The 19,739-nt window shown below is 47.5% G+C and carries 17 protein-coding genes; 9 read left to right on the top strand and 8 right to left on the bottom strand.

Annotation, left to right across the window (positions count from 1 at the left end; all coding sequences use genetic code 11):
• Positions 1-141: 141 nt before the first annotated feature.
• Together AC4IE8_RS08135 and AC4IE8_RS08130 are read right to left on the bottom strand one after the other, a co-directional pair.
• A complete protein-coding gene (locus tag AC4IE8_RS08135) occupies positions 142-585 on the bottom strand; it encodes an Hsp20/alpha crystallin family protein (RefSeq protein ID WP_490790772.1) in 444 nt (147 codons plus the stop codon).
• A 170-nt stretch (positions 586-755) separates the two neighbouring features.
• Positions 756-2,882, bottom strand: coding sequence for a YgiQ family radical SAM protein (locus tag AC4IE8_RS08130; protein ID WP_490790771.1), 2,127 nt, complete (start codon positions 2,880-2,882; stop codon positions 756-758).
• 284 nt (positions 2,883-3,166) lie between these two features.
• On the opposite strand from AC4IE8_RS08130, the gene AC4IE8_RS08125 reads away from it, so the two are divergent.
• The 4 genes from AC4IE8_RS08125 to AC4IE8_RS08110 all read left to right on the top strand — a co-directional run bounded on the left by AC4IE8_RS08125 (position 3,167) and on the right by AC4IE8_RS08110 (position 9,025).
• Positions 3,167-4,114, top strand: a complete 948-nt coding sequence (locus AC4IE8_RS08125) for an endonuclease/exonuclease/phosphatase family protein (protein ID WP_490790770.1) — start codon at positions 3,167-3,169, stop codon at positions 4,112-4,114.
• A gap of 249 nt (positions 4,115-4,363) precedes the next feature.
• Positions 4,364-5,473: a DUF2806 domain-containing protein gene (locus AC4IE8_RS08120; RefSeq protein ID WP_490790769.1), complete on the top strand. Its 1,110-nt coding sequence runs from the start codon at positions 4,364-4,366 to the stop codon at positions 5,471-5,473.
• A 91-nt stretch (positions 5,474-5,564) separates the two neighbouring features.
• Entirely contained in the window at positions 5,565-8,099 is a 2,535-nt protein-coding gene (locus AC4IE8_RS08115; protein WP_490790768.1) for a hypothetical protein, read from the top strand.
• A 92-nt stretch (positions 8,100-8,191) separates the two neighbouring features.
• Entirely contained in the window at positions 8,192-9,025 is an 834-nt protein-coding gene (locus AC4IE8_RS08110) for a hypothetical protein (protein WP_490790767.1), read from the top strand.
• A gap of 252 nt (positions 9,026-9,277) precedes the next feature.
• Here AC4IE8_RS08110 and AC4IE8_RS08105 read toward each other — a convergent pair whose 3' ends face one another.
• The 5 genes from AC4IE8_RS08105 to AC4IE8_RS08085 all read right to left on the bottom strand — a co-directional run bounded on the left by AC4IE8_RS08105 (position 9,278) and on the right by AC4IE8_RS08085 (position 13,029).
• A complete protein-coding gene (locus tag AC4IE8_RS08105; RefSeq protein ID WP_490790766.1) occupies positions 9,278-10,186 on the bottom strand; it encodes a helix-turn-helix domain-containing protein in 909 nt (302 codons plus the stop codon).
• A gap of 1 nt (position 10,187) precedes the next feature.
• Complete coding sequence (locus AC4IE8_RS08100) at positions 10,188-10,700, bottom strand: SRPBCC family protein (RefSeq protein ID WP_490790765.1); 513 nt, start codon at positions 10,698-10,700, stop codon at positions 10,188-10,190.
• Between the two features lie 87 nt (positions 10,701-10,787).
• Positions 10,788-11,657 carry an alpha/beta hydrolase family protein gene (locus AC4IE8_RS08095; protein ID WP_490790764.1) on the bottom strand — a complete coding sequence of 290 codons (870 nt, stop codon included), beginning with the start codon at positions 11,655-11,657 and terminating at the stop codon, positions 10,788-10,790.
• Between the two features lie 20 nt (positions 11,658-11,677).
• Complete coding sequence (locus tag AC4IE8_RS08090) at positions 11,678-12,517, bottom strand: SDR family oxidoreductase (protein ID WP_490790763.1); 840 nt, start codon at positions 12,515-12,517, stop codon at positions 11,678-11,680.
• A gap of 317 nt (positions 12,518-12,834) precedes the next feature.
• On the bottom strand, positions 12,835-13,029 hold the full coding sequence (locus AC4IE8_RS08085; protein ID WP_490790762.1) for a tyrosine-type recombinase/integrase: 195 nt from the start codon (positions 13,027-13,029) through the stop codon (positions 12,835-12,837).
• Positions 13,030-13,921: 892 nt separating this feature from the next.
• Here AC4IE8_RS08085 and AC4IE8_RS08080 point away from each other — a divergent pair.
• Positions 13,922-14,119, top strand: a complete 198-nt coding sequence (locus AC4IE8_RS08080; RefSeq protein ID WP_068988182.1) for a hypothetical protein — start codon at positions 13,922-13,924, stop codon at positions 14,117-14,119.
• A gap of 570 nt (positions 14,120-14,689) precedes the next feature.
• Here the strand turns inward: AC4IE8_RS08080 and AC4IE8_RS08075 are convergent.
• Complete coding sequence (locus tag AC4IE8_RS08075) at positions 14,690-15,574, bottom strand: LysR family transcriptional regulator (protein ID WP_490790761.1); 885 nt, start codon at positions 15,572-15,574, stop codon at positions 14,690-14,692.
• Positions 15,575-15,730: 156 nt separating this feature from the next.
• On the opposite strand from AC4IE8_RS08075, the gene AC4IE8_RS08070 reads away from it, so the two are divergent.
• The 4 genes from AC4IE8_RS08070 (at position 15,731) to AC4IE8_RS08055 (ending at position 19,491) form a co-directional block, all read left to right on the top strand.
• Positions 15,731-16,642 carry an MBL fold metallo-hydrolase gene (locus AC4IE8_RS08070; RefSeq protein ID WP_490790760.1) on the top strand — a complete coding sequence of 304 codons (912 nt, stop codon included), beginning with the start codon at positions 15,731-15,733 and terminating at the stop codon, positions 16,640-16,642.
• A gap of 490 nt (positions 16,643-17,132) precedes the next feature.
• Positions 17,133-17,597: a cytochrome c gene (locus tag AC4IE8_RS08065; protein WP_068988184.1), complete on the top strand. Its 465-nt coding sequence runs from the start codon at positions 17,133-17,135 to the stop codon at positions 17,595-17,597.
• 171 nt (positions 17,598-17,768) lie between these two features.
• The gene (locus tag AC4IE8_RS08060; protein WP_490790759.1) at positions 17,769-18,140 is read left to right on the top strand and encodes a thiol-disulfide oxidoreductase DCC family protein; all 372 of its coding nucleotides are present in this window, start codon (positions 17,769-17,771) and stop codon (positions 18,138-18,140) included.
• A 670-nt stretch (positions 18,141-18,810) separates the two neighbouring features.
• Positions 18,811-19,491: a PEP-CTERM sorting domain-containing protein gene (locus tag AC4IE8_RS08055; protein WP_490790758.1), complete on the top strand. Its 681-nt coding sequence runs from the start codon at positions 18,811-18,813 to the stop codon at positions 19,489-19,491.
• Positions 19,492-19,739: the final 248 nt, after the last annotated feature.

The raw sequence follows: 19,739 nt of genomic DNA, 5'->3' as shown, positions 1-19,739 counted from the left end.
TTGCATCAATTGCCAGTTGAGCTTATCCCTCGAGTAAACCTTCATTCGTGAGCATTAGCGGTACTTAGCGTCCATTCGTGGCCAAAAGAGTACACCACACCAACAACAACCGGGGCTCAATCAGAGCCCCGGCAGCAGTGTTTAGTGGGTTACCTCGATCCGTTTCGGTGTTTTATCTTCCGTCTTGGGGATGGTGATTTCGATGACGCCGTCTTTACCGGTGGCTTTTACCGCTTCGGCATCGGTATTTTCCGGCAGTGAGAAACGGCGATAGAAGATACCGTGGGAACGTTCCACCCGCCTGAAGTTGTCCCGCTCTTCAATCTCTTCGAACTTACGTTCACCGCGGATGCTCAAGACACCATTTTCCATGGTGATTTCGATATCTTCCGGTTTAACACCTGGGATATCGGCACGGATCAGGAAGTGATCCGTCTCTTCTTTGATATCAACAGCTGGTGCCCAGTCACCGCCTACCAGGTGGGAGGTCTCCTCATCCCGATGCGGCTGAGGATGGAACATCCGGTCCATTTCCTGACGCCAGTCCTCAAGGGAACGCCAGGGATCATAACGTGTGATATTCATGACGTACCTCCTTTTGTAACGTGCTTCCTAAGAGGCGAAATGCGCAAAACTTACGACTCGCCCCTACTTTGAATATGGTTCTGTTTTGGCGCTTTTTCAAGCCCTGAAAAAGGTAATTTCCAGCTTTGGGAAACCATTTCCAACTATCTGAAATAAAAGGAATAAAAAAGCTATCTTGAGCGGCTGTTACGGACTCTTTTGGGGCTGCCGCCGCGCTTTTGTCTACGCTGTTTGATTGCGGCTTTGGTGGCTTGATTCCGGCCTTTGGAAGCTGGCTGTTTTTGCCTGCCATCGGCGGCGGGCTGCCAGCTTGGCACCAGATGTTTTTTGCCGTTTCCAATCAGATCGCTACGTCCCATGCGGGCCAAGGCATCACGCAGCATGGGCCAGTTTTTCGGATCGTGGTAGCGTAAAAAGGCCTTATGCAGGCGGCGCTGCTTCAATCCTCTGACCACGCTCACATTGGCACGGCCCGGGCCGATTTTCCGCAGGGGATTTCTGCCGGTGTGATACATCGCCGAGGCGATGGCCAGCGGGGTTGGCAGGAAGGCCTGTACCTGATCGGGGCGGAAGTTGTTGCGCTTCAACCAGAGCGCCAGGTTGAGCATATCCTTGTCACTGGTGCCGGGGTGGGCGGCGATGAAGTAGGGGATCAGATACTGCTCTTTGCCCGCTTCCGCCGAGTATTTGTCGAACAGCTTCTTGAACTGCTCATAGCTCTCAATCCCCGGCTTCATCATTTTGTCGAGGGGCGAGGCTTCGGTGTGTTCCGGTGCGATCTTCAGATAGCCCCCCACATGGTGGGTGACCAGTTCCCGGATATATTCCGGGGATCGTATCGCCAGGTCGTAGCGCAGGCCGGAGGCGATAAAAATCCGCTTGATGCCCGGCAGTTTCCGGCTGCGCCGATAGAGATCGATCAGCGGTTTATGGTCGGTATTGAGATTCGGGCAGATACCGGGAAAGACACAGGAGAGCCGGCGGCAGGCAGACTCGATCTTCTTATCCTTGCAGGCCAGCCGGTACATGTTGGCGGTGGGGCCACCCAGGTCTGAGATGTTGCCGGTGAAGCCCGGTACCTGGTCGCGAATCGTCTCCACCTCGCGGATGATGGAGTCCTCCGAGCGGCTCTGAATGATGCGGCCCTCATGCTCGGTAATCGAGCAGAAGGTACAGCCGCCGAAACAGCCGCGCATGATATTCACCGAGTGGCGGATCATCTCCCAGGCCGGATTGCGCGCCTCCCCATAGACCGGGTGGGGAGTTCGGCTGTAGGGGAGTTCATAGACCCGGTCCAGCTCTTCCGTGGTCAGCGGGATGGGGGGCGGATTGAGCCAGACATCCCGCTTGCCATGCTGCTGTACCAGCGCCCGGGCGTTGCCCGGATTGGTCTCCAGATGAAACACCCGGGAGGCATGGGCATAGATGACCTCATCCTCTACCACCTGATCGTAGGAGGGGAGGCGAACCACGCTCTTCTCCCGGTCCAGTTTGCTGGGTCGGGTACGGGTTGTGAAGCTGATGGTCTGCTTGCAGTCGGGCTGATGCTGATAGGGGTCGGTATGGACCGCCTTGGCGCCCGGGGTATCCAGCTCGGTGGAGTCGATCTCGAACCACGTTTCGGGAATCCCCTGACTCATAAACCCAGTGCCGCGGATATCCCGGATCTGATCGATCTTCTCACCTTTCGCCAGCCGATGTGCGAGCTCCACGATGGCCCGCTCCGCATTGCCGAAGATCAGCAGATCCGCCTTCGAATCGGGCAGAATGGAGCGGCGCACCTTGTCCGACCAGTAGTCGTAGTGGGCAATCCGCCGCAGACTCGCCTCGATACCGCCAATGATGACAGGAACCCCTTTAAAGGCCTCCCGGGCGCGCTGAGCGTAGACAATGACGGAGCGATCCGGGCGTTTGCCAGCCTCCCCATCCGGTGTATAGGCATCGTCGCTGCGGATGCGGCGGTCCGAGGTATAGCGGTTGACCATCGAATCCATATTGCCGGCGGTGATGCCGAAAAACAGATTGGGGCGTCCTAATTCTCTGAACGCATCCGCATGGCTCCAGTCCGGCTGGGCAATGATGCCGACCCGAAAGCCCTGCACCTCCAGCAGTCGTCCAATCAGCGCCATGCCGAAACTGGGGTGGTCCACATAGGCATCGCCGGTCACCAGGATCACATCGCAACTGTCCCAGCCCAGGTCGTCCATCTCCTCCCGGTTCATCGGCAGGAAAGGAGCGACACCAAAGCGGGCGGCCCAGTAGGGACGGTAGGAGAAGATGTTGGCTGGCTGGGTCATTGGGTAGTGATTATATCGTGCTTTTGAGTGTCGGGCAGTGTTGTCATTCCGATGGAGAATTACGTACCCGGCAATGGTCCAAACGCGAGTTCACAACATACCTCGCTATGTGCTCGGAAATCACCCCCAATCCCTGTGCGTTTATCACTACGCTTTGGCGGACTGAAAACCAGTAAAACAGGAATTCCATTCCTGTAACGAGTTGTCGAACCCCCACCCGCAACCTATTCTCAAAAGAGAAGCAAACAGGACAATAAAACAACACGGATCCCTAAGGGAAGCACATGATCCCCCACGAGAAGGAAAGCCCCGATTTCACCTACGACCTGGCCACCGAGCGCCAGGCCCTGCGCGGAAACAAAACGCACCGCGGCATCCCGGACAAAGCCCCCAACCGACTCCTCGCCGCCACCTGGAATCTGACCAATTTCGGTGTCCAGCAACGTACCGATGACGACTTGGCATTGATGGCCGAAATCATCAGCTGGTTCGACCTCATCGCTATCCAGGAGATCGCGGACGACCTTACCGATCTCTGCGCACTCGTCGATCACCTGCCGACAGGCTACCGTGTCATCCTCTCCGACATTGGTGGAAACGACGAACGCTCAGGCTTCCTCTACGACAGCCAAAAAGTTGCCCGCCTCGAACTCGCTGCAGAAATCGCCGTACCCCCCAGTGACCATCGCTACATCCGCATGCGCGGTGTCTCCGGCGCTTACAAAGGCTTCGACCGTAACCCCTATGTTGTAGCTTTCAAGGCAGGGGGGCTGGAATTCACGGCTGTCTCCGCCCACCTCTACTTTGGCAGTCACACCTACTACGACGAAGACCGCCGTGCCCTCGAAGCCTACGCCCTGGCCCGCTGGGCCGATCAACGCAACCGAGCCGCCGGGGCCTATTCACAGAATATCCTCGTCATGGGTGACCTCAATCTCCCCATCCGAGACAACTCAAGCTCAGTCTATAAAGCGTTGAAGGCCAAACGCCTCATCCTGCCGCAACACTCCACAACAATGGGCAGTAACCTGGCAGGGGACAAAGACTACGATCAGGTCGCCTTTCACGCGGGAGCAATGAAAGACGCCTATCAGGGGAACTCAGGGGTGTTCGACTTCGACCGCGATCCGTTCTTCAGGGCGGCCTGGGATGTCGATCCGGACTATTTTAATAAGACGGTGAAATACCATATTGCGGATCATCGGCCGTTGTGGGTTGAGTTTTTGGTGTGAGGGATTAATCTGATTTTTTGGGTAGGTTAGGGTTGAGCAGATTGTTGAATTTTATGTGGGATGCTGGTCGTTGCCTACCGAAAGAAATTATTCAAGACCATCGATGATGGCCTGCATTCGCAACCCAAAGGCAACACTCAAGACTTGATGATGGAGATGTGGGTGATTGGAATATGACAATCAAGTCTAATACACATAGAGAACCAAGACAGATCAGATCATAATATCAATATATTAACGAGTAGAATTATGAGCACAGAAGATAACGAAAATCTACCAGCAAAACATACTGAAGAAGACCAATCCGTTTCTGATCTAATCACACGAGCAGTAAAATCACTCAGCGTTAAACCGACTAAGGCAGCACAGAGACTACTCAAAGGACTGTTTCGAGTGATTCTTATGTCTTCCGATACCTTGCTTGAACGGTATGTGACCACAAAAGGAAGACTTGGTGATGCCAACCGCGATATCCGCCAAAAAGATATTCTACTAAATTTGCGAAAAAAGGAGGCCGACACATGGTTGGATTTGTTGAAACGGGACCAAGACATACCAGTTGACCGCTTCAGCGACCTAGAAACTCTATCTCGACGAATGAACGCTGCAAGAATCGTAACAAGGGCATTAGAACTATCCCAACATGAACCCGTACATAGTGATGAGAGTGATAGTGAAATCTCAATTTCTTCAGCTTGGTTTGACCGCTTCCTACAGTTCGCATCAACAAAAAACGAACCATGGCGGGAAGATGTTCTTGCGGTAGCTCTTGCACGAGAAGCTAGTATTCCAGGATCTATTTCACTCCGTGCATTATGGTCGTTGGTTATGCTAGAAGATAAAGAGTTCAAAGATTTATCCGACTTTGTAAATCTTTCGGCAAAACTTTATCGAGATGGGCTGCCTTTGGGATTTTACATGGTCGGCTACTATGCTCAGCTGATCAAATCAGATTATGTTAGATATGACCATAATAATGGGTCAATCAGCGACTTGTTTGATCGCCTGGAAGCAATTGAACTTTTTTCTTTAGGGCATGGTGACATCGACTTGATGAAGGCGAACGAGTACAAATTGGAAATGGGATCGGTCAGCTATGCCATTTCTATGGCGAAGAATCCACCTAAAGATTTAGCAGACACCTTTCTTGAAGGACAGAATTCACCCCCATTTGGGCGTGAGGATGAAGTAGAAAACGACAAAGATGGCCGTTACAGCCTACACGCTATGCCACTGACCCGGGCTGGAAATGAAATCGCAGAATTGCTCGATTGGAAACCATCCGAGCAAGCAATTAAGAGATTCGAAGAGGCATTACAACAACAGGGCGAGAATTTGAAGGCAGTCGGTTTAAATTAGTGACATGTATGCAATGCTAAAGTACACAGCAGTAATATTGGAATAGACTCTGTTAGGTTATTTTTTCAGGTAGTGTAAAGGATGTGAAATAGTGAAGAATTCTCTGTTTCTATATTTTTCACAACTTCGGTTGTTTTGGCGGTTGCGTTCGATAGTCAATAAAGCCTATTTCTGGATTGGTACTCAGAATTTTCGTTCCCGATATTTTGCAAGAGAGAAGAAAGATGGTTTTGTCGGACTACGGCATTTATTTCATATTACACAGTTGCAATTAGTATTGGCATTCCTTTTTGCTATATTACTACAATTGGCAAATCCAGTAGTTACTGAGTTTTACAAATTCACGTTTTTAAGAATTCCGGATGATGGTGATTATGCCACATTTTTAGTAACCATCAGTGGTATAGGAAGTGTGTTTATCGGTTTGTACTACGCTGCAATCAGCACGATTGCTGGCTCGATATATGCGAAAGTGCCAAACAATATACGTGATCTTCTCGCGCAGGAGCGAGTAGGGAATGTATATATGCACTTTTTGTCTTTTATCACTTTCTTAGGATTATCATTAGTATCATTTCGGGTATTGGGTTTTGATCGGATTGAGCTTGCAATACCCGTGATGCTGATTTCGGTAGGAATTGGAATAATCGCTTTCGTTAAATTAGGCCAACGAGTATTTTATTTATTTGACCCTACTGCACTAAGTTACCATTTGTTTGCTCAGTTAAGGCGATATACAAATATGGTAATGGCAGGTGGGTATCGGTGGAATGACGTAGCCTTTCAACAAAATGCAAACAAGTTGGCTTCTTCTAGTCTGGATACGCTGGAAACTTTATCAGATATAACTAAAAATGAGGTTCATCTACGTGGCTCACCATTCATTGAGCTTTGTAAAAATCTAGTTTCATTTCTCTTATATTATGAAAAATCGAAAAATCTAATACCTTCAGATAGTCAATGGTATAAACAAAAATACATCCATCTAGACTGGTATCGTACAGATGATTCAAGGGTATCCATAGCCCATCAAACTGGTACAACCCTACAACCAGACATTACAAACGATAAAGAATGGATTGAATCTAGAGTTTTTGTAATTATTAAGCAATGTTTGGAAGTTAACTTAAAAGAAGATCGATATAACGAAGTTATAGAGTTAGCAGGTTATGTTGATGTGTATTTGAAGCTATTGGCAAAAATTGGCCGAACGAATCGTGCTTTAGAAATTACTGAAAAGTTTGGTGATTGTGTTTTGCAAATTATTTCTCAGGTATCAGAAAACGAAATAGTAACCAATGAGATTCTTGAAAAGCTAGCAATAATAGAGCGATTCGCAACTATGCCAATTACAATTGCACTTGCATGTAGAGAGCATATCGAGGCATTAGATTCAGGAGTAATAGAAAGAAGGCTGTCAAAAGTAACCTGGAATAATGATTCAGATATCTATAAACATGGATTCCCTTCCTACTGTTTACCTCAACTTGAGTGGTTTAAGTCAAGACTGGAATTTGAAGTTTTAACAGAAGGTAAGATAGTGACACCTGTATGGTATCAGAAAGAACTATTGTTGCAAATTGAATCTGACACATTTGTTAAGAACACACAAGCTTTGATAGATAAGGGTGCAAGTTTATACAAATCTTGGATTGCTAAAACCGAGGACACTAAACATCCGTGGTTAGTCGGAGCTGTATTGAGTAGAGAATGGGAGTTTTGGCACAAAGTAGAACATCAAATGGAAATCTGGCATGACAAATGGTCAAACTTAAGTGATAAAAAGAAAATAGAAGGATTGCTTTGGTCTGAATTTGAATTCGAAAAATTAGACCAGGCTAGTAAGAATAGACAGTCAGAGTTATTAGATTTAATGTCAACCCAGAATTTAATGCTGGCGTTTCTAAAGAGACCTAAAGGTTTTCCAGATTATGCTGGCCAGTTTTTGCATACTTCGGGCGAAGTTTCATTTGAAGCTCTTCTAAACAATGACCAAAACATATTAAGGAACGTTTTCAATATGTATATGTACGGATGCTTCATGCGCTTTAATAGTTTGCGTCCGAAGTCAGCTACAGTAGATTGGCGAGTACAGCAGGAATTCAAAATCGCAGCAGCACCGTTACTAGACTTGATGGAGCTTTCTGGTTATGCGAAATTAATGGCAGATTATCATAATAATAACCAATTGTGGCAAATAGCAGTTGATGCCTGGAATAAATATTTGGAGGAAAGGGGAAAAGAGTCACCATTGCCATTATTGGCTGGTTCTATCGCTTTAACAGAAGGGGCTTTTGAAATACCGCATAGAGGTGTATTGCGTACAAATTGGGATATGCGTATCAGTCATAGGTTGTCAGATGTTTCTCGGCACAAGGTCTTTTCAGAGCATTTAATTGTATCCCACGAAGAAATAGACCATGACAGTACTTTGGTCCGCATATTTGCACAAGAACCACATGGTAGTTTTCACGATGGTATAGATATATTCATTACTTTCTTCCTGCGAAATAAAGACGGAGCAGATGAGTTTGATTTCGGATGGAAAAGACGTGATTTGCAAGATTCTTTAGATAGAGAAGAAAGAAAAGTAGCAAAAGCTGAAGACACAGAAGGTACACAGTGAGAAGGTATAGAGCGCGGAAAGATGTTAAACCATCTCTGGCTACACACTTTCCAAGCCTATCAAAAGGGCTGGATATTGATCCTGATGTTCATATGTTCACTGAAGATATACGTTTGGCAATTATGCCAATAGGCGGGACAACTGAAAAACAGAGAAAATTCACTATCAAACTTCAGGGTGATGTACAGGATTGTGAAAGGGCAAAAAAAATAGTTGGTGAGCTAGGTGAGTTTGATAAATATGATATTTCTGAAATGGCATGTGATGCTGTAGATAATATTGCCAATCGCCTAGCCAGGGAAGGACAAGCTGTTTTTGAAATTATATATCATGAAGAGCAGATATACTTTATTGGTTCAACAACGAAGAATCTCTTTAAAGTATTTAATTGGTACCTTCAAATAATTCCACCTGACGACTGGGATTTGTGGAAACGAAAAATAACTATTATTAACAAGAAAAAAATGTGGAAATTACAAATTCCTCACAAGCTTGGTGGCGTAAGGGGCTATAATAAAGTCTTGAGAAAATTACGAAAATATAACCATTTAGGGCCCGATTTTTATAGACAAGATCTCGAGCGAGGAATAACAGCAAAAGATTTTGATTTCTTGAAATATGTAAGAAGTGGTGAGATATATTTCAACAGAGTTACCCATGCTTGGGGTTGGAACAGAAGAGATTGGAGTCAGAATAGATGCACTGAGTTCTACTCATTCTATAAGATGCTTAGTTTTAGATATGCGCAGGCAATATTACGTGAGTACATACTTGAAGAAATCAATCAACTTTTAAGTGGATTGTCTATCAACTGTAAATTAGTCGTGACAGGGCTTCCAACTGCAAAAGATATATTACAAATAAGAAATGATATGCAAAAGGGTGAACTTTCCTTTACTGCGGTATCTGATAAGGTAGGAATGTAGGTATATATGAGCACAGAAGAGATAGAACTGAAGGATGTGGTGAGGTACAAACCGCACCTATCGAGTAATATTCGATAAGTGACGAACGCCTGCTATTGGCCGGTCAGCGACCTATTTCCGCTACTGCAATTCGGCTGATATTACCCATGGTGCTTTTGCGACTAAAGCAGTCATTTTGATAAAATAGATAAGAGGCGTACTCTAGATATATTCGAACTTCAACTTAGCGACATTGGATCGCTTGGGGGAAGATCAATTCCTCTTCCGGTATTCCGCCGGGCTCATGCCAGTCTTAGATTTAAACAACTTGCTGAAATGCTGTGGATAGTCGAAGCCCAGGCCGTAGGCAATCTGGCTGATGTGGTCGCTGGAGTTCAATAGCTGTGTCTTCGCCCTTTCGATGATGAACTTTTGGATAAGCTGTTGGGCATTACTACCGGTTTCCTTCTTCAAAAGGTCGCTCAGGTAACTGGCTGACATGTTCAGTTGCTCGCCACAGAACCTGACCGTTGGTACACCCTCGTTCGCCGCCCTGTCTTCAACATAGTAGTTATGCAGCAGAACCTCGAATCGGGTGATCAAATCCTGGTTCATGTTGGTACGCACATAGAACTGGCGATCGTAGTAGCGTGTGCAGTAGTCGAGCAGCAGTTCGATGTTGGATATGATCAACTTCTGCGTATGGCGGTCAATAGCGTGGGTCAATTCTCGCTCGATCTTTTGTACCAGTTCGTTGAGGATGCGTTTTTCGACTTCAGACACATGCAGGGCCTCGTGGACCTCGTAGGAAAAATAAGAGTAACTATCAATAGTTCGACCCAGTTCGGAACGGCGTATTAAATCGGGATGAAAGAACAGAACCCATCCCACTTCGCCGTCGGTCGATTCCTTGTCTCTGAACTGCAATGCCTGGCCGGGCTTTGAAAATACCAATGTGCCTTCCTGGAAATCATAGGTGTTTCGGCCATACGTAATGGTGCCTTTAATACCTGATTTGAAGCTGACCTGATAAAATCCAAAAACGTAAGTCTTATCCCTGTAGTCGTAATTCACCATGCGCTCGTCGATGGGCAGAACGGAAACCAGCGGGTGCTGGGGCGGTTCCAGGCCCAGCGCTTCATGAACTTGGGCGATGCTTTCAATATTGACGATGGAGTTCATGTCAGTTCCCCGATTTTGAGCGGGCCAGAACCTGTTCTTTGAGGGCAGCGCCCAAACGGTCATAAGCGGCTTGTACTGGGCTCGGATCCCAGAAATGAACGCCAATACCCCTGTAGTCTTCATGAATGGTGACCAAGGTTCCGTTCTCAACTGATTTCAGAATGTAGTGGTGGTCAAAGGTTAGCACGCCGATGGTGCCGCCGTATTGATTGATATGTTCGTCTTCGTGTATCGACTTCACTTTGGCTGAAAGCTCATAGGTTTTTCCCGGTTCCTGGGTATATCGGTAAATGACCGTACTGCGTTTGACCAGTTCTCCTTCAATGGGCACTAAAACCGGGTTCCAATCTTTGTAAGCCGACGTATTTGAGAGAACTTGCCAAACATCGCTCGGGGCCGCGGGAATGAATATTTCACTATGAACCGATTTTCGACCTGTGAGCGCACCGATGATGAGTATGCCGGTCAAAACGGCAACCCCGATCAACACCGTCTTTAAGGTTGGGATAGACATTGCTTGTTCCTTGTAATCTTCAGTTGGCTGATGGTTCTCGTGGTGGCCTGCGAGAGCCAATCCCCATTGACTTGCATTCAGCGAAACTCATAAATACCGATCGAACCACCCCATCAGATCCTCGGGATGGGACCCGATATGATCGTAGGCGGCAAAGCGGCTGCTCTCCAGGCCGAGAAGCATAAGTTCTTTTTCGACCGTGAGCCCATTATAGTAAGCATCGACCATACCCATTTGGGTCCATGGGTCATTCCTGTTCTGCACGACCAGCGTGGGGACAGCAACCTTAGAGGCATCCTTGACGAAGCTCGGTTCGGACAAGTCAAATCCAAGACGTTTCTTGCTTACCTTCTCACCTGCCCGCACAAAGAAACCAGGCATACCGAGCGCTTCAATGAAACAAGTGTAAAGCAATGGTTGCACGGCAATCATTGCCTTGATATTACTCCGCTTTATCAGCCCATTCTCGCGGCCATAGGCGTAGGTGGACGCCGCCGCCCCCATACATATGCTTAAAAGCCCAATCGAGGCATCAGGGAAATGTTTCGTTACGAAATCAACAGCACCAATCACGTCCTTGGCCTCTTCCGGCCCCCAGCTAACCCAAGGGATCGGACCAAGATCGCTGACACCATGGCCGCGCATGTCGTACATCAGTATCGAGTACCCCTTATCCACCAGATATCTCGCCTGGCGCAGAAACTGAATCTCCTTCTTCCAGGGAGTGATTGGCCCGTGGCCCTTGGGTGTCCAACCTCCACGATTGCACTGCACGCCGAAGTGGCTTTGAACGATCACCTTGTCGTTTCCACCCTCAATCAGCCAACCACGCAAGGTAGTGCCATCCTCAGCCTTAAATTCCACGTTTTCATAGTCGAGGCCATGATTTTCTGGCTTGTCGAACAGTGGCGATTGACCTGGTTTGACCATCATGTTTGAGATCAAGTTTCCAAACATTTTCTTACTCCATCTTCAGCTCAGACTGCTGGAACCAACATTTCGGCCATTTTGCCCAAGAAGGTCTGATGGGGCATGCTGGATTTCATTTCCATCAACATTGCCGCGTCAGCCCCAATGGGATTGTGGATAGGGGTGTCCTCGGTAGCGCAGCTGTAAATCAGTTCGGCGACATCCTGGGGATCGGCCACCTTACCGCTGATCTCCTGCATCTGTTGGGTCAGGCCGATGAAATGGGTAGCCATCAGCTGGGCTCGCTCCTGAATTTCAGTATCTCCTGCTGCGAAGTTATTGTCAGTGGCAGCATTGAAATTTGTGCCAAAGGCTCCTGGCTGAACTGTTCGAACCTTAACATTGAAAGGTGCGTATTCCAGGGCCAATCCTTCGGACCAACCTTCCATGGCGTACTTGCTGGCCGAATAGGTGGAAGCAAAGGGGAGTCCAATAACACCGGCCATCGATGTCACATTGACAATAGCGCCGCTACGCTGCCTTCGCATATGGGGCAGAACTGCCGCAGCTAAATTCATAGGGCCAAAAACATTAGTTTCAAACATCTTTATGATTTGCGCATATTCAAACTGCTCAAACATGGCATGGCCTCCGTATCCGGCATTATTGATGAGAGCGTCAATGCGTCCGAACTGCTTCAAAGTCGCTGAAATAGCATCGTCAATACTCTCTTTGTCGGTGACATCAAGACGCTCGACTGTAACGTTTTCCAATGCCGTCAGTTCAGTGTCCTTTTCTGGGGAGCGCATGGTGGCGATTACATTCCAGCCATTGGCTTGGAAGGTCTTAGCGGTAAGCTTGCCAAATCCTGAGCTGCAGCCTGTGATAAGTACGGTTCGTTTGGTCATGAGATTGATCCTCGATAAGTGTGACTTCTTCACCAAGCTAAGTGCTAGCTATAAATCCACTTTACTGCGGGACCGAGAACCCGACGTATATATGCTCCAGAAAAATGAATACATATTCCGGAAACTGACAGAAATGATTCGAAGCAGGAGGATTTTCTTGTCTTTATATAGATGCTAAGGTTCGTATACTTCCTATTTCAGCATACAAGCAGAAGGGCTGCTTTGGGGTGACGGAATACTCGAGTCATTAACTTCTCGAAATTCCGCTTTTGGCCGGAGAGCGACCGTACCCCGGACTCAAACCGGGCAATATTTGGTCAGATCTCTGTATGCTCCGCGATTTCAAGAGCATCATCCACTTCTACCCCAAGATATCTCACTGTACTTTCGAGCTTGGTATGGCCAAGCAGTAATTGAACGGCACGCAGATTCTTTGTCCGTTTGTATATAATGCTGGCTTTCGTACGGCGAATCGAGTGCGTTCCATAGACAGACGGATCGAGCCCTATCATAGCAACTCAAGCTTTGACAATCCGTGCGTACTGGCGCGTCGTGATATGAGCCTCAGGTCGTACCCGACTTGCGAATAGCCAGGTTTCACCTCGCAATTTTGCAGCCGTTATCCATTGCATCACCGCAGCACGGGTTTGGTCGGTGATTTCAAACCGAACCTATTGTCCCGTTTTCTGCTGTAAGATTGAGGCGCGTGACAGGACGTTCTCGCCATGGACGACATCACTTGTCTTCAGCTTTACCAAGTCACATGCTCTGAGCTTACTGTCAATTGCCAGATTGAACAATGCGATATCGCGATACCTCTTTTTCATCTTTAAGAGGATCCTAATTGACCAGATATCCTGTGCTTTAGTGGCGGTTTTTGCCCGATGATCCTTCCTTTATTCCATGGGATGCAACGATCATTGGCACATTCGATGTCCGTGTGTTGCTGCTTCATGATTCGATTCCTCAATTCAAGTGAAAGGAATCATTAGTATTGTCGATTTACAGTACGGTCACTTTCGCAACCATTCCGGTCATTAAAGGCTGGCTCTTCTGATTTCTGTTGTTAACCAAAAGCAGACAACAGCGATTTTTTCTACAAAACTGTGGTCTGTCCCATAATGTTCTCGCACCTTGAAGCGGACAGTCGGAACTCAATAACAGAGAAGCTGTTTCAATCGAAACTGATTCCTTTAAACTCTGGCGTTGCCCACACCCATCTCGATTTGAGATGCTATTGTCGGCTGTGCTGCGGAAAACCAACCTACGGGATTGGCATTCCCTGCAGCCTCTCCTCACATTGTCATCAAGGATTCATCCAACAGACATGCTTCTGTCACATCGGTTGGCTAGTGTTTCTCATGAATCAAACCAAAGTGGCCTCAGACCAGAGGAGAGATGATGATGGAACGGCCAACTCTGAACTATTTCGCAGGCTGGACGTACCTGATCGACTCAGAGTACAGAAAGGAGATGCGGGAGAACTGGAAGGAGATGCCCGGCTTCATTGTAGGGATGCAACTATTGTCGGGAGCCGCCAGCGTGCTGTTTCCCCTCATCATTGCAGGACTGATCGGCGTCGTGCTGCTGCACAAGCTCTAATCCACAATACCCCTCAGTTGGCTTGTACGACAGTGTCAACTGACACTCCACTCAGATTCAGGAACTTTGTCAGTTGTGCTGAACAAAGTTGGTCAGCTACTGCTTATACCCTGAAGCGGTCTTCAGAAACCCTGAGTAAGATGGCCGGAGTTAACCAACAAACTGTTAGCAGTACTTCAACTTCAGCATCCTGATGTTCGCTTCTGCCACACAGCGGACCAAATTACTGATCTAGCTCAATTTCCCTTGGTAATTAGCGACTACGACAGAATCGCTTGGTAATTAAGGTACGACAAAATCGCTTGGTGTTAACACCGTAAGCTGTAGAAGTCTGAACTTGATGTGACAGATTGAAAGTCTAGTTATGGTGTCATTTGGCAGTCATAGCTTCCGTCCGGGTAAAACAGACATAGCGAGTTTTCAGCTTAGATGCCTGCTACGCGACCGTTGCGAACATAGGTCACTGAGTGAACAAGCTCTCCGGGTCCTCGAGAGCGGACGTTGGCGCAAGAACACGGCCAAGACCTGCCACTTTTGTCATTGGTCATAATTACTGCATGCTGATGACGGCTAAAGTTCTAGTGTCGTCAGGTTCCTGCCGACCAATTTCACAAATGCCTTAGCGGTGGGGGATATGAAATGCCCCGGTGGATATATGGCGTAGATGGACATCTCTGTAGGTACTTCGTAGTCCGGTAAGACATGGACGAGCCTACCGGCTTTCAGGTAATCCGTTATATCCCAAAGGGATCGCAGTGCGATGCCAAGGCCGTCGAGAGCCGCCTGTGTGGCCATTTCGGCGCTGTTCGTGTCGAGCCGGCCCGATACTCTGATCCGCTCGTCTTCCAGATCCTTGCGCAAGCGCCAGGTGTCTTCTCCTACGAAGATTATGCAATTATGCCGATCGAGATCTCTCGGATGCGATGGCATACCGTTGCGTTGAATGTAGGACGGGGAGGCACAGAGTACCCGGTGACTGTCACCTAGCTTACGCGCAACCATTGTCGAATCCTTCAACTTGCCGATCCGAATGGCTATGTCGATGCCTTCGGCCGCGTAGTTTAGGGTTTCGTCGGACAAGTTGAGATTCAGCCGCGTCTCCGGGTAGTCCGTCAGGAACGAGCTGATTACTTTCGGCAGGAATTTCTTGCCGAACAGTGATGGCGCCGCAACCCGCAATAGCCCCGTCGGAATATCGGACCTCCTGCCTACGCTGTGGCGGGCCGCCTCGTACTTGTCGATAAGATCCTTCGCGTGTTGCAGAAATCTTGTGCCCTGGTCCGTCAGGGACAAGGAGCGCGTTGTCCGGTTCAGCAGAGTGCAGCCCAGATTGGCTTCCAGTCGCTTGAGCCTGTCGCTGGACACGGTGGCTGACAGGCCGCAGGCGGTGCCCCCGGCAGAAATCGAATTGAGCGCTACGATCCGCTCGAAAAGGATGACATCTTCGATTTTCATTATCCATATTATGCGGATTATTATTTCTGTAAACAAGTGATTATCCGGAGAATGATCCTGACTAGAATAATGCTGGAAACCAAACTCGTGGTATGAGCGTGATTGATTTCGAGTTATCCGAGATAAGCGGTATCAAACACAACCGTGGAGAAACAAATGATGCGTACTTTTAAATTAGTCGTGTTGCTGGTACTGAACTTGTTGCTTGTCCCTGTCACCCAGACCACACAGGCTGCAGGACCGATCCAGGTGGACATTTACAAAGGTAAAACTGCCACGGTAAACTCCTATATCTTCTCGAACGGTGAATCCCTGATCGTTATGGACGTGCAGCGAGCGACCAGCGAAGCAAAAAAGCTCACCAAGGTCATCAAGGCCAAGGGCCTTCCCCTAACCCATATCCTGGTGACGCACGGCCACCCGGATCACTACATCGGTATGGACTGGCTGCTGAAGGAATTTCCCGCCGCCACGGTCGTCGTCGCAAATGAGAGCATCAAACAGGACATCATCGGTTTCTCGACCTGGATGGAAGGTATTGGCTGGCTGGATGCAGAACCGTCACTCAAGCCCAAATCGGCCAAGAATCCGAACGGATTCGACTACGAGAACAACATCACGGTTCTGGAAGGAGACACCCTGGAGTTTGTCGGCGGCGGCGCGCTGACACTGCAAACCCATTATGAGCCGTCCGAGTCAGAGCATCTCACGACGGTTTATGTCGAGGATATCAATGGTCTCTTCACCGCAGACTTCGCTTATAACAAGGTTCACCTGTGGATGGGATCCGGTGTGACCGACGCGCATATCGGTAACTGGCGGGCCCAATTGGTCAAATTTGAAGAGGAGTACAAAGACCGTAACCCGACCGTCTACCCAGGGCACGGTGAGCCGACCGATATGAGCATCTTTGCTGAGCTGATCCAATATATCGACGATTTCCGGCGGATTACCGCGAACGCCACATCGAGAGAAGAGGCCATGGCGGAGATGGAAAAGCGCTATCCGGACTATGGCGAGGCCGGTTTCCTTCTCAAGAACAGTGTGGATTTCCACGTTTCAGAATAGGCAGTTAAAAGGACGGCCCTATGGCCGTCCGCTGATTTTTTCCTTTCGTAACATTCCTTCCCGCCGCAATCCTAGACGAGGCCATAAACCGGGACACTCACCATTTGTAGCATCGCTGAATCGAGCCATAAACCGGGACACTCACCATTTGTAGCATCGCTGAATCGAGAATGAAGTCTTTTCCTGGAATGAAGTTTTATGCAAGCTCATGACATTCCAGTTGAGATGATGAAGTATCAGCGGCTGCCAAACAGGTCACTATCATTATTATAAATTATTTGAATAACAAATCAGTCAAAGAACGGGAAAGGGTTCTATTAAACCCGTTTATATCCTTTGGATATCAGCATTGTTTCAGAAAAATAAGATATTGCTGGATACAAATCACAAGCCTTTACTCTAATTAACTAAGAAAAAAATCAGGAGTTCCATTAGATAGTTCTATTTAACACATACTGACAAAGTGTATGGTCAAGAACGGAGGAGAGTTATGAACATTAAAGCTGGAGTCTGCGCCTTTATCTTTTTCTTCATATTCATTACACCGAATATCCATGCGCAAAACGTTGAGGGATCAGAAGAGCAGGAACTTGAATATCTTGAACTGATAATGAATATTCTGCGCCATCACTTGGAAGCGATCGAACTGCTCACCCAAAAAGAAAGTAAATACTACGACAATATTGTGAATCATGCCGCAGCGCTCTGGCATACTTCAAATCTATTAGACCATATCTATCCGGATAAAGACCAAATCAATGATCGGGAATGGCCATGGGCTGACAAACAGGAATTTGATGAAAGAGTCATGGCCAATCGAGCTGCAACCAATAAACTGAGAAAAGCGGCGAAGGTATGGCTGAAGGATAGGGATCAAGAGAAAATCCTTGCCTCGTTGGAAGAACTCAAGAAAAGTTGCCGAAGTTGCCACAAGTCACTGCGGGACTGGCCTTGATTTTACATACTACCTCGATTCTAGAGTCTCACAACCCTAATAGAGACTCTGCTTCGATACAGGTAGGCAACTTTTCAGCACTCTGGAAATTGCCGAAGGTCTTAACGACATCGGTTTAGGCGCAGCTAAACCGAGGTGAGCTGGCGCAATGAATTCTTAGGGAATATTGCAATGAGTCCGAAACCCGGAAAGATAACGGTTTTTTACGACGGCGCCTGCCCAAAATGTATTAAGGACAGAGAAAATTATGAAAGGCTTGCAGGTGAAAGAAAAAGCAGTGTGAACTGGGTTGACATCACCGGTAGAGACGCGGAACTGCAGGAAATTGGCATCGATCCACAAAAAGCGTTAACAGAGCTGCACGTGTTCGATGAAAACAAAAATATTCTTTCTGAAATTGATGCATACATTGCGCTTATGGGCAGGGTACCGGTTTTGACTCCACTGGCCTGGTTTATAGGAATGCCGGTAATTCGCCCGCTCATCAGTAGGCTTTATCACTGGCAGGTTGACCAAAGACTCCGCAGGGAAGGGCGGCTATAAAGTTGGGGAGTGTTAGAAAATCTGTTCTGTCGTCATAAACCCATCATAAACCGGGACACTCACCATTTGTAATATAGTTTATTTGCGGCTAGTTATCGGCTAGTTATCGGCTAATTTAAGGCTAAGAGCTGGGCATCTATATGCACAATAAGCAACACACTTCTCTCGATAATCCGTGAAATAGTGGAACCCCTTCCCGCATCACTGATGTGAACGCTTGCGAAAGACGCGAAAAGGGCTTGTGCGTGGCACTTACTATGTAAGGATTTCATAAAACGTTCGCTTATGGCCGTGGTTAGATTCATTTAAAAATAGGCAAATACTGAAGTGGCTTATGCCTTTACGGGTTATGATAAAGCAAAGGCCATGTTTAAAATGGCATGCCACTCAAGTTGATAAAAAAACCTGATAACGGCAATTAATCATGGCTAACTACACTATGGCCAGGCGTAGATAATCTGAATATGTAGACACAAAAAACTGTCGGTTTTTTTTACATTCAATTCCCTTATTTTTATTCGAGTTATTTCTAGCTTACTGTCTTAATTGAATTATTTATTAGATGGCATTTATTTTGCGTTAGGAATAAAACGAGTGCAGGCTTTATCGCACCATCACAGATTTATCACTAAACGGTGGATAAATGATGATCCAAAATGGAGAGCATGTGATGAAAAGGCTACTTACCTGCTTCTTAGGGCCGCTTCTGTATACCGGTCTCTTGACTCAAGCTGGCGCGACCATCATTTCAGGTGAAGTAACTGTCGGAACTGGAGATTTTGTTTTATTAGATCCTGTATTCACAGAATCGAGTCCAGACAACACGGTCGGAAACAACACATTTCAGACTAACAATCTGTATGGATTCAATGAAGACCAGAATATCAGCCTATTCGATGATCTGAATGTGGACATCCTTGCGGATGGTGCAGGCGGTGGCTCTGGGCCCGGTATCCTCTCCACAGGAAGCATGGTTGCCAGCCACTATATCTTTTTCGATCCAAGGCGATCGACTTCCCAGGTCGGCCGTGTGACCTTCGACTCAGATATTCTCGGGATACTGACCAGCACAAGCAATCTTGCAGCCAGTGACTTTCTGATCAATAACAACGTAACCTATCTCAACCCAAGGCTGCGTGGACTGGAAGCGAATGACTCGGTAGCCATCACCGGATCGAACGAGATTGAGGTCGACTGGAGAGCGTCATCACCGGGAGACTATATCCGTGTGCTGACTGCATACTCACCGGAAGAACCCCCGACAGCAGCAGTACCTGAGCCGTCGACACTAGCACTCCTGAGTATTGGGTTAGTTGGATTTGGCTTGCTGCGTCGCAGGGCCGTTTCTTGAGAAGAGGCTGATCAAATCATCGACATACCATCGGAAGCCGGAACCCACACTTCCTAATAAACATTGGGTTCCGGTTTCTTGCACATATTACGCATCAGCTTCTCAACATAAACAAAGGTCATCGACAAGATACTGGCTCAGCTCATGACGAAAGGCGCATGATTACCACCGTTCGAGTTGTTAAAGGCAACGCGAGTCTCACTAGATTCAGACAGGTTTGAATAGATCTGGGGTTTTTACAGTTATCC

It is taken from the genome of Candidatus Thiodiazotropha sp. AKAK2 (assembly GCF_058244685.1).
This window is presented reverse-complemented; position numbering and strand designations above follow the sequence as displayed.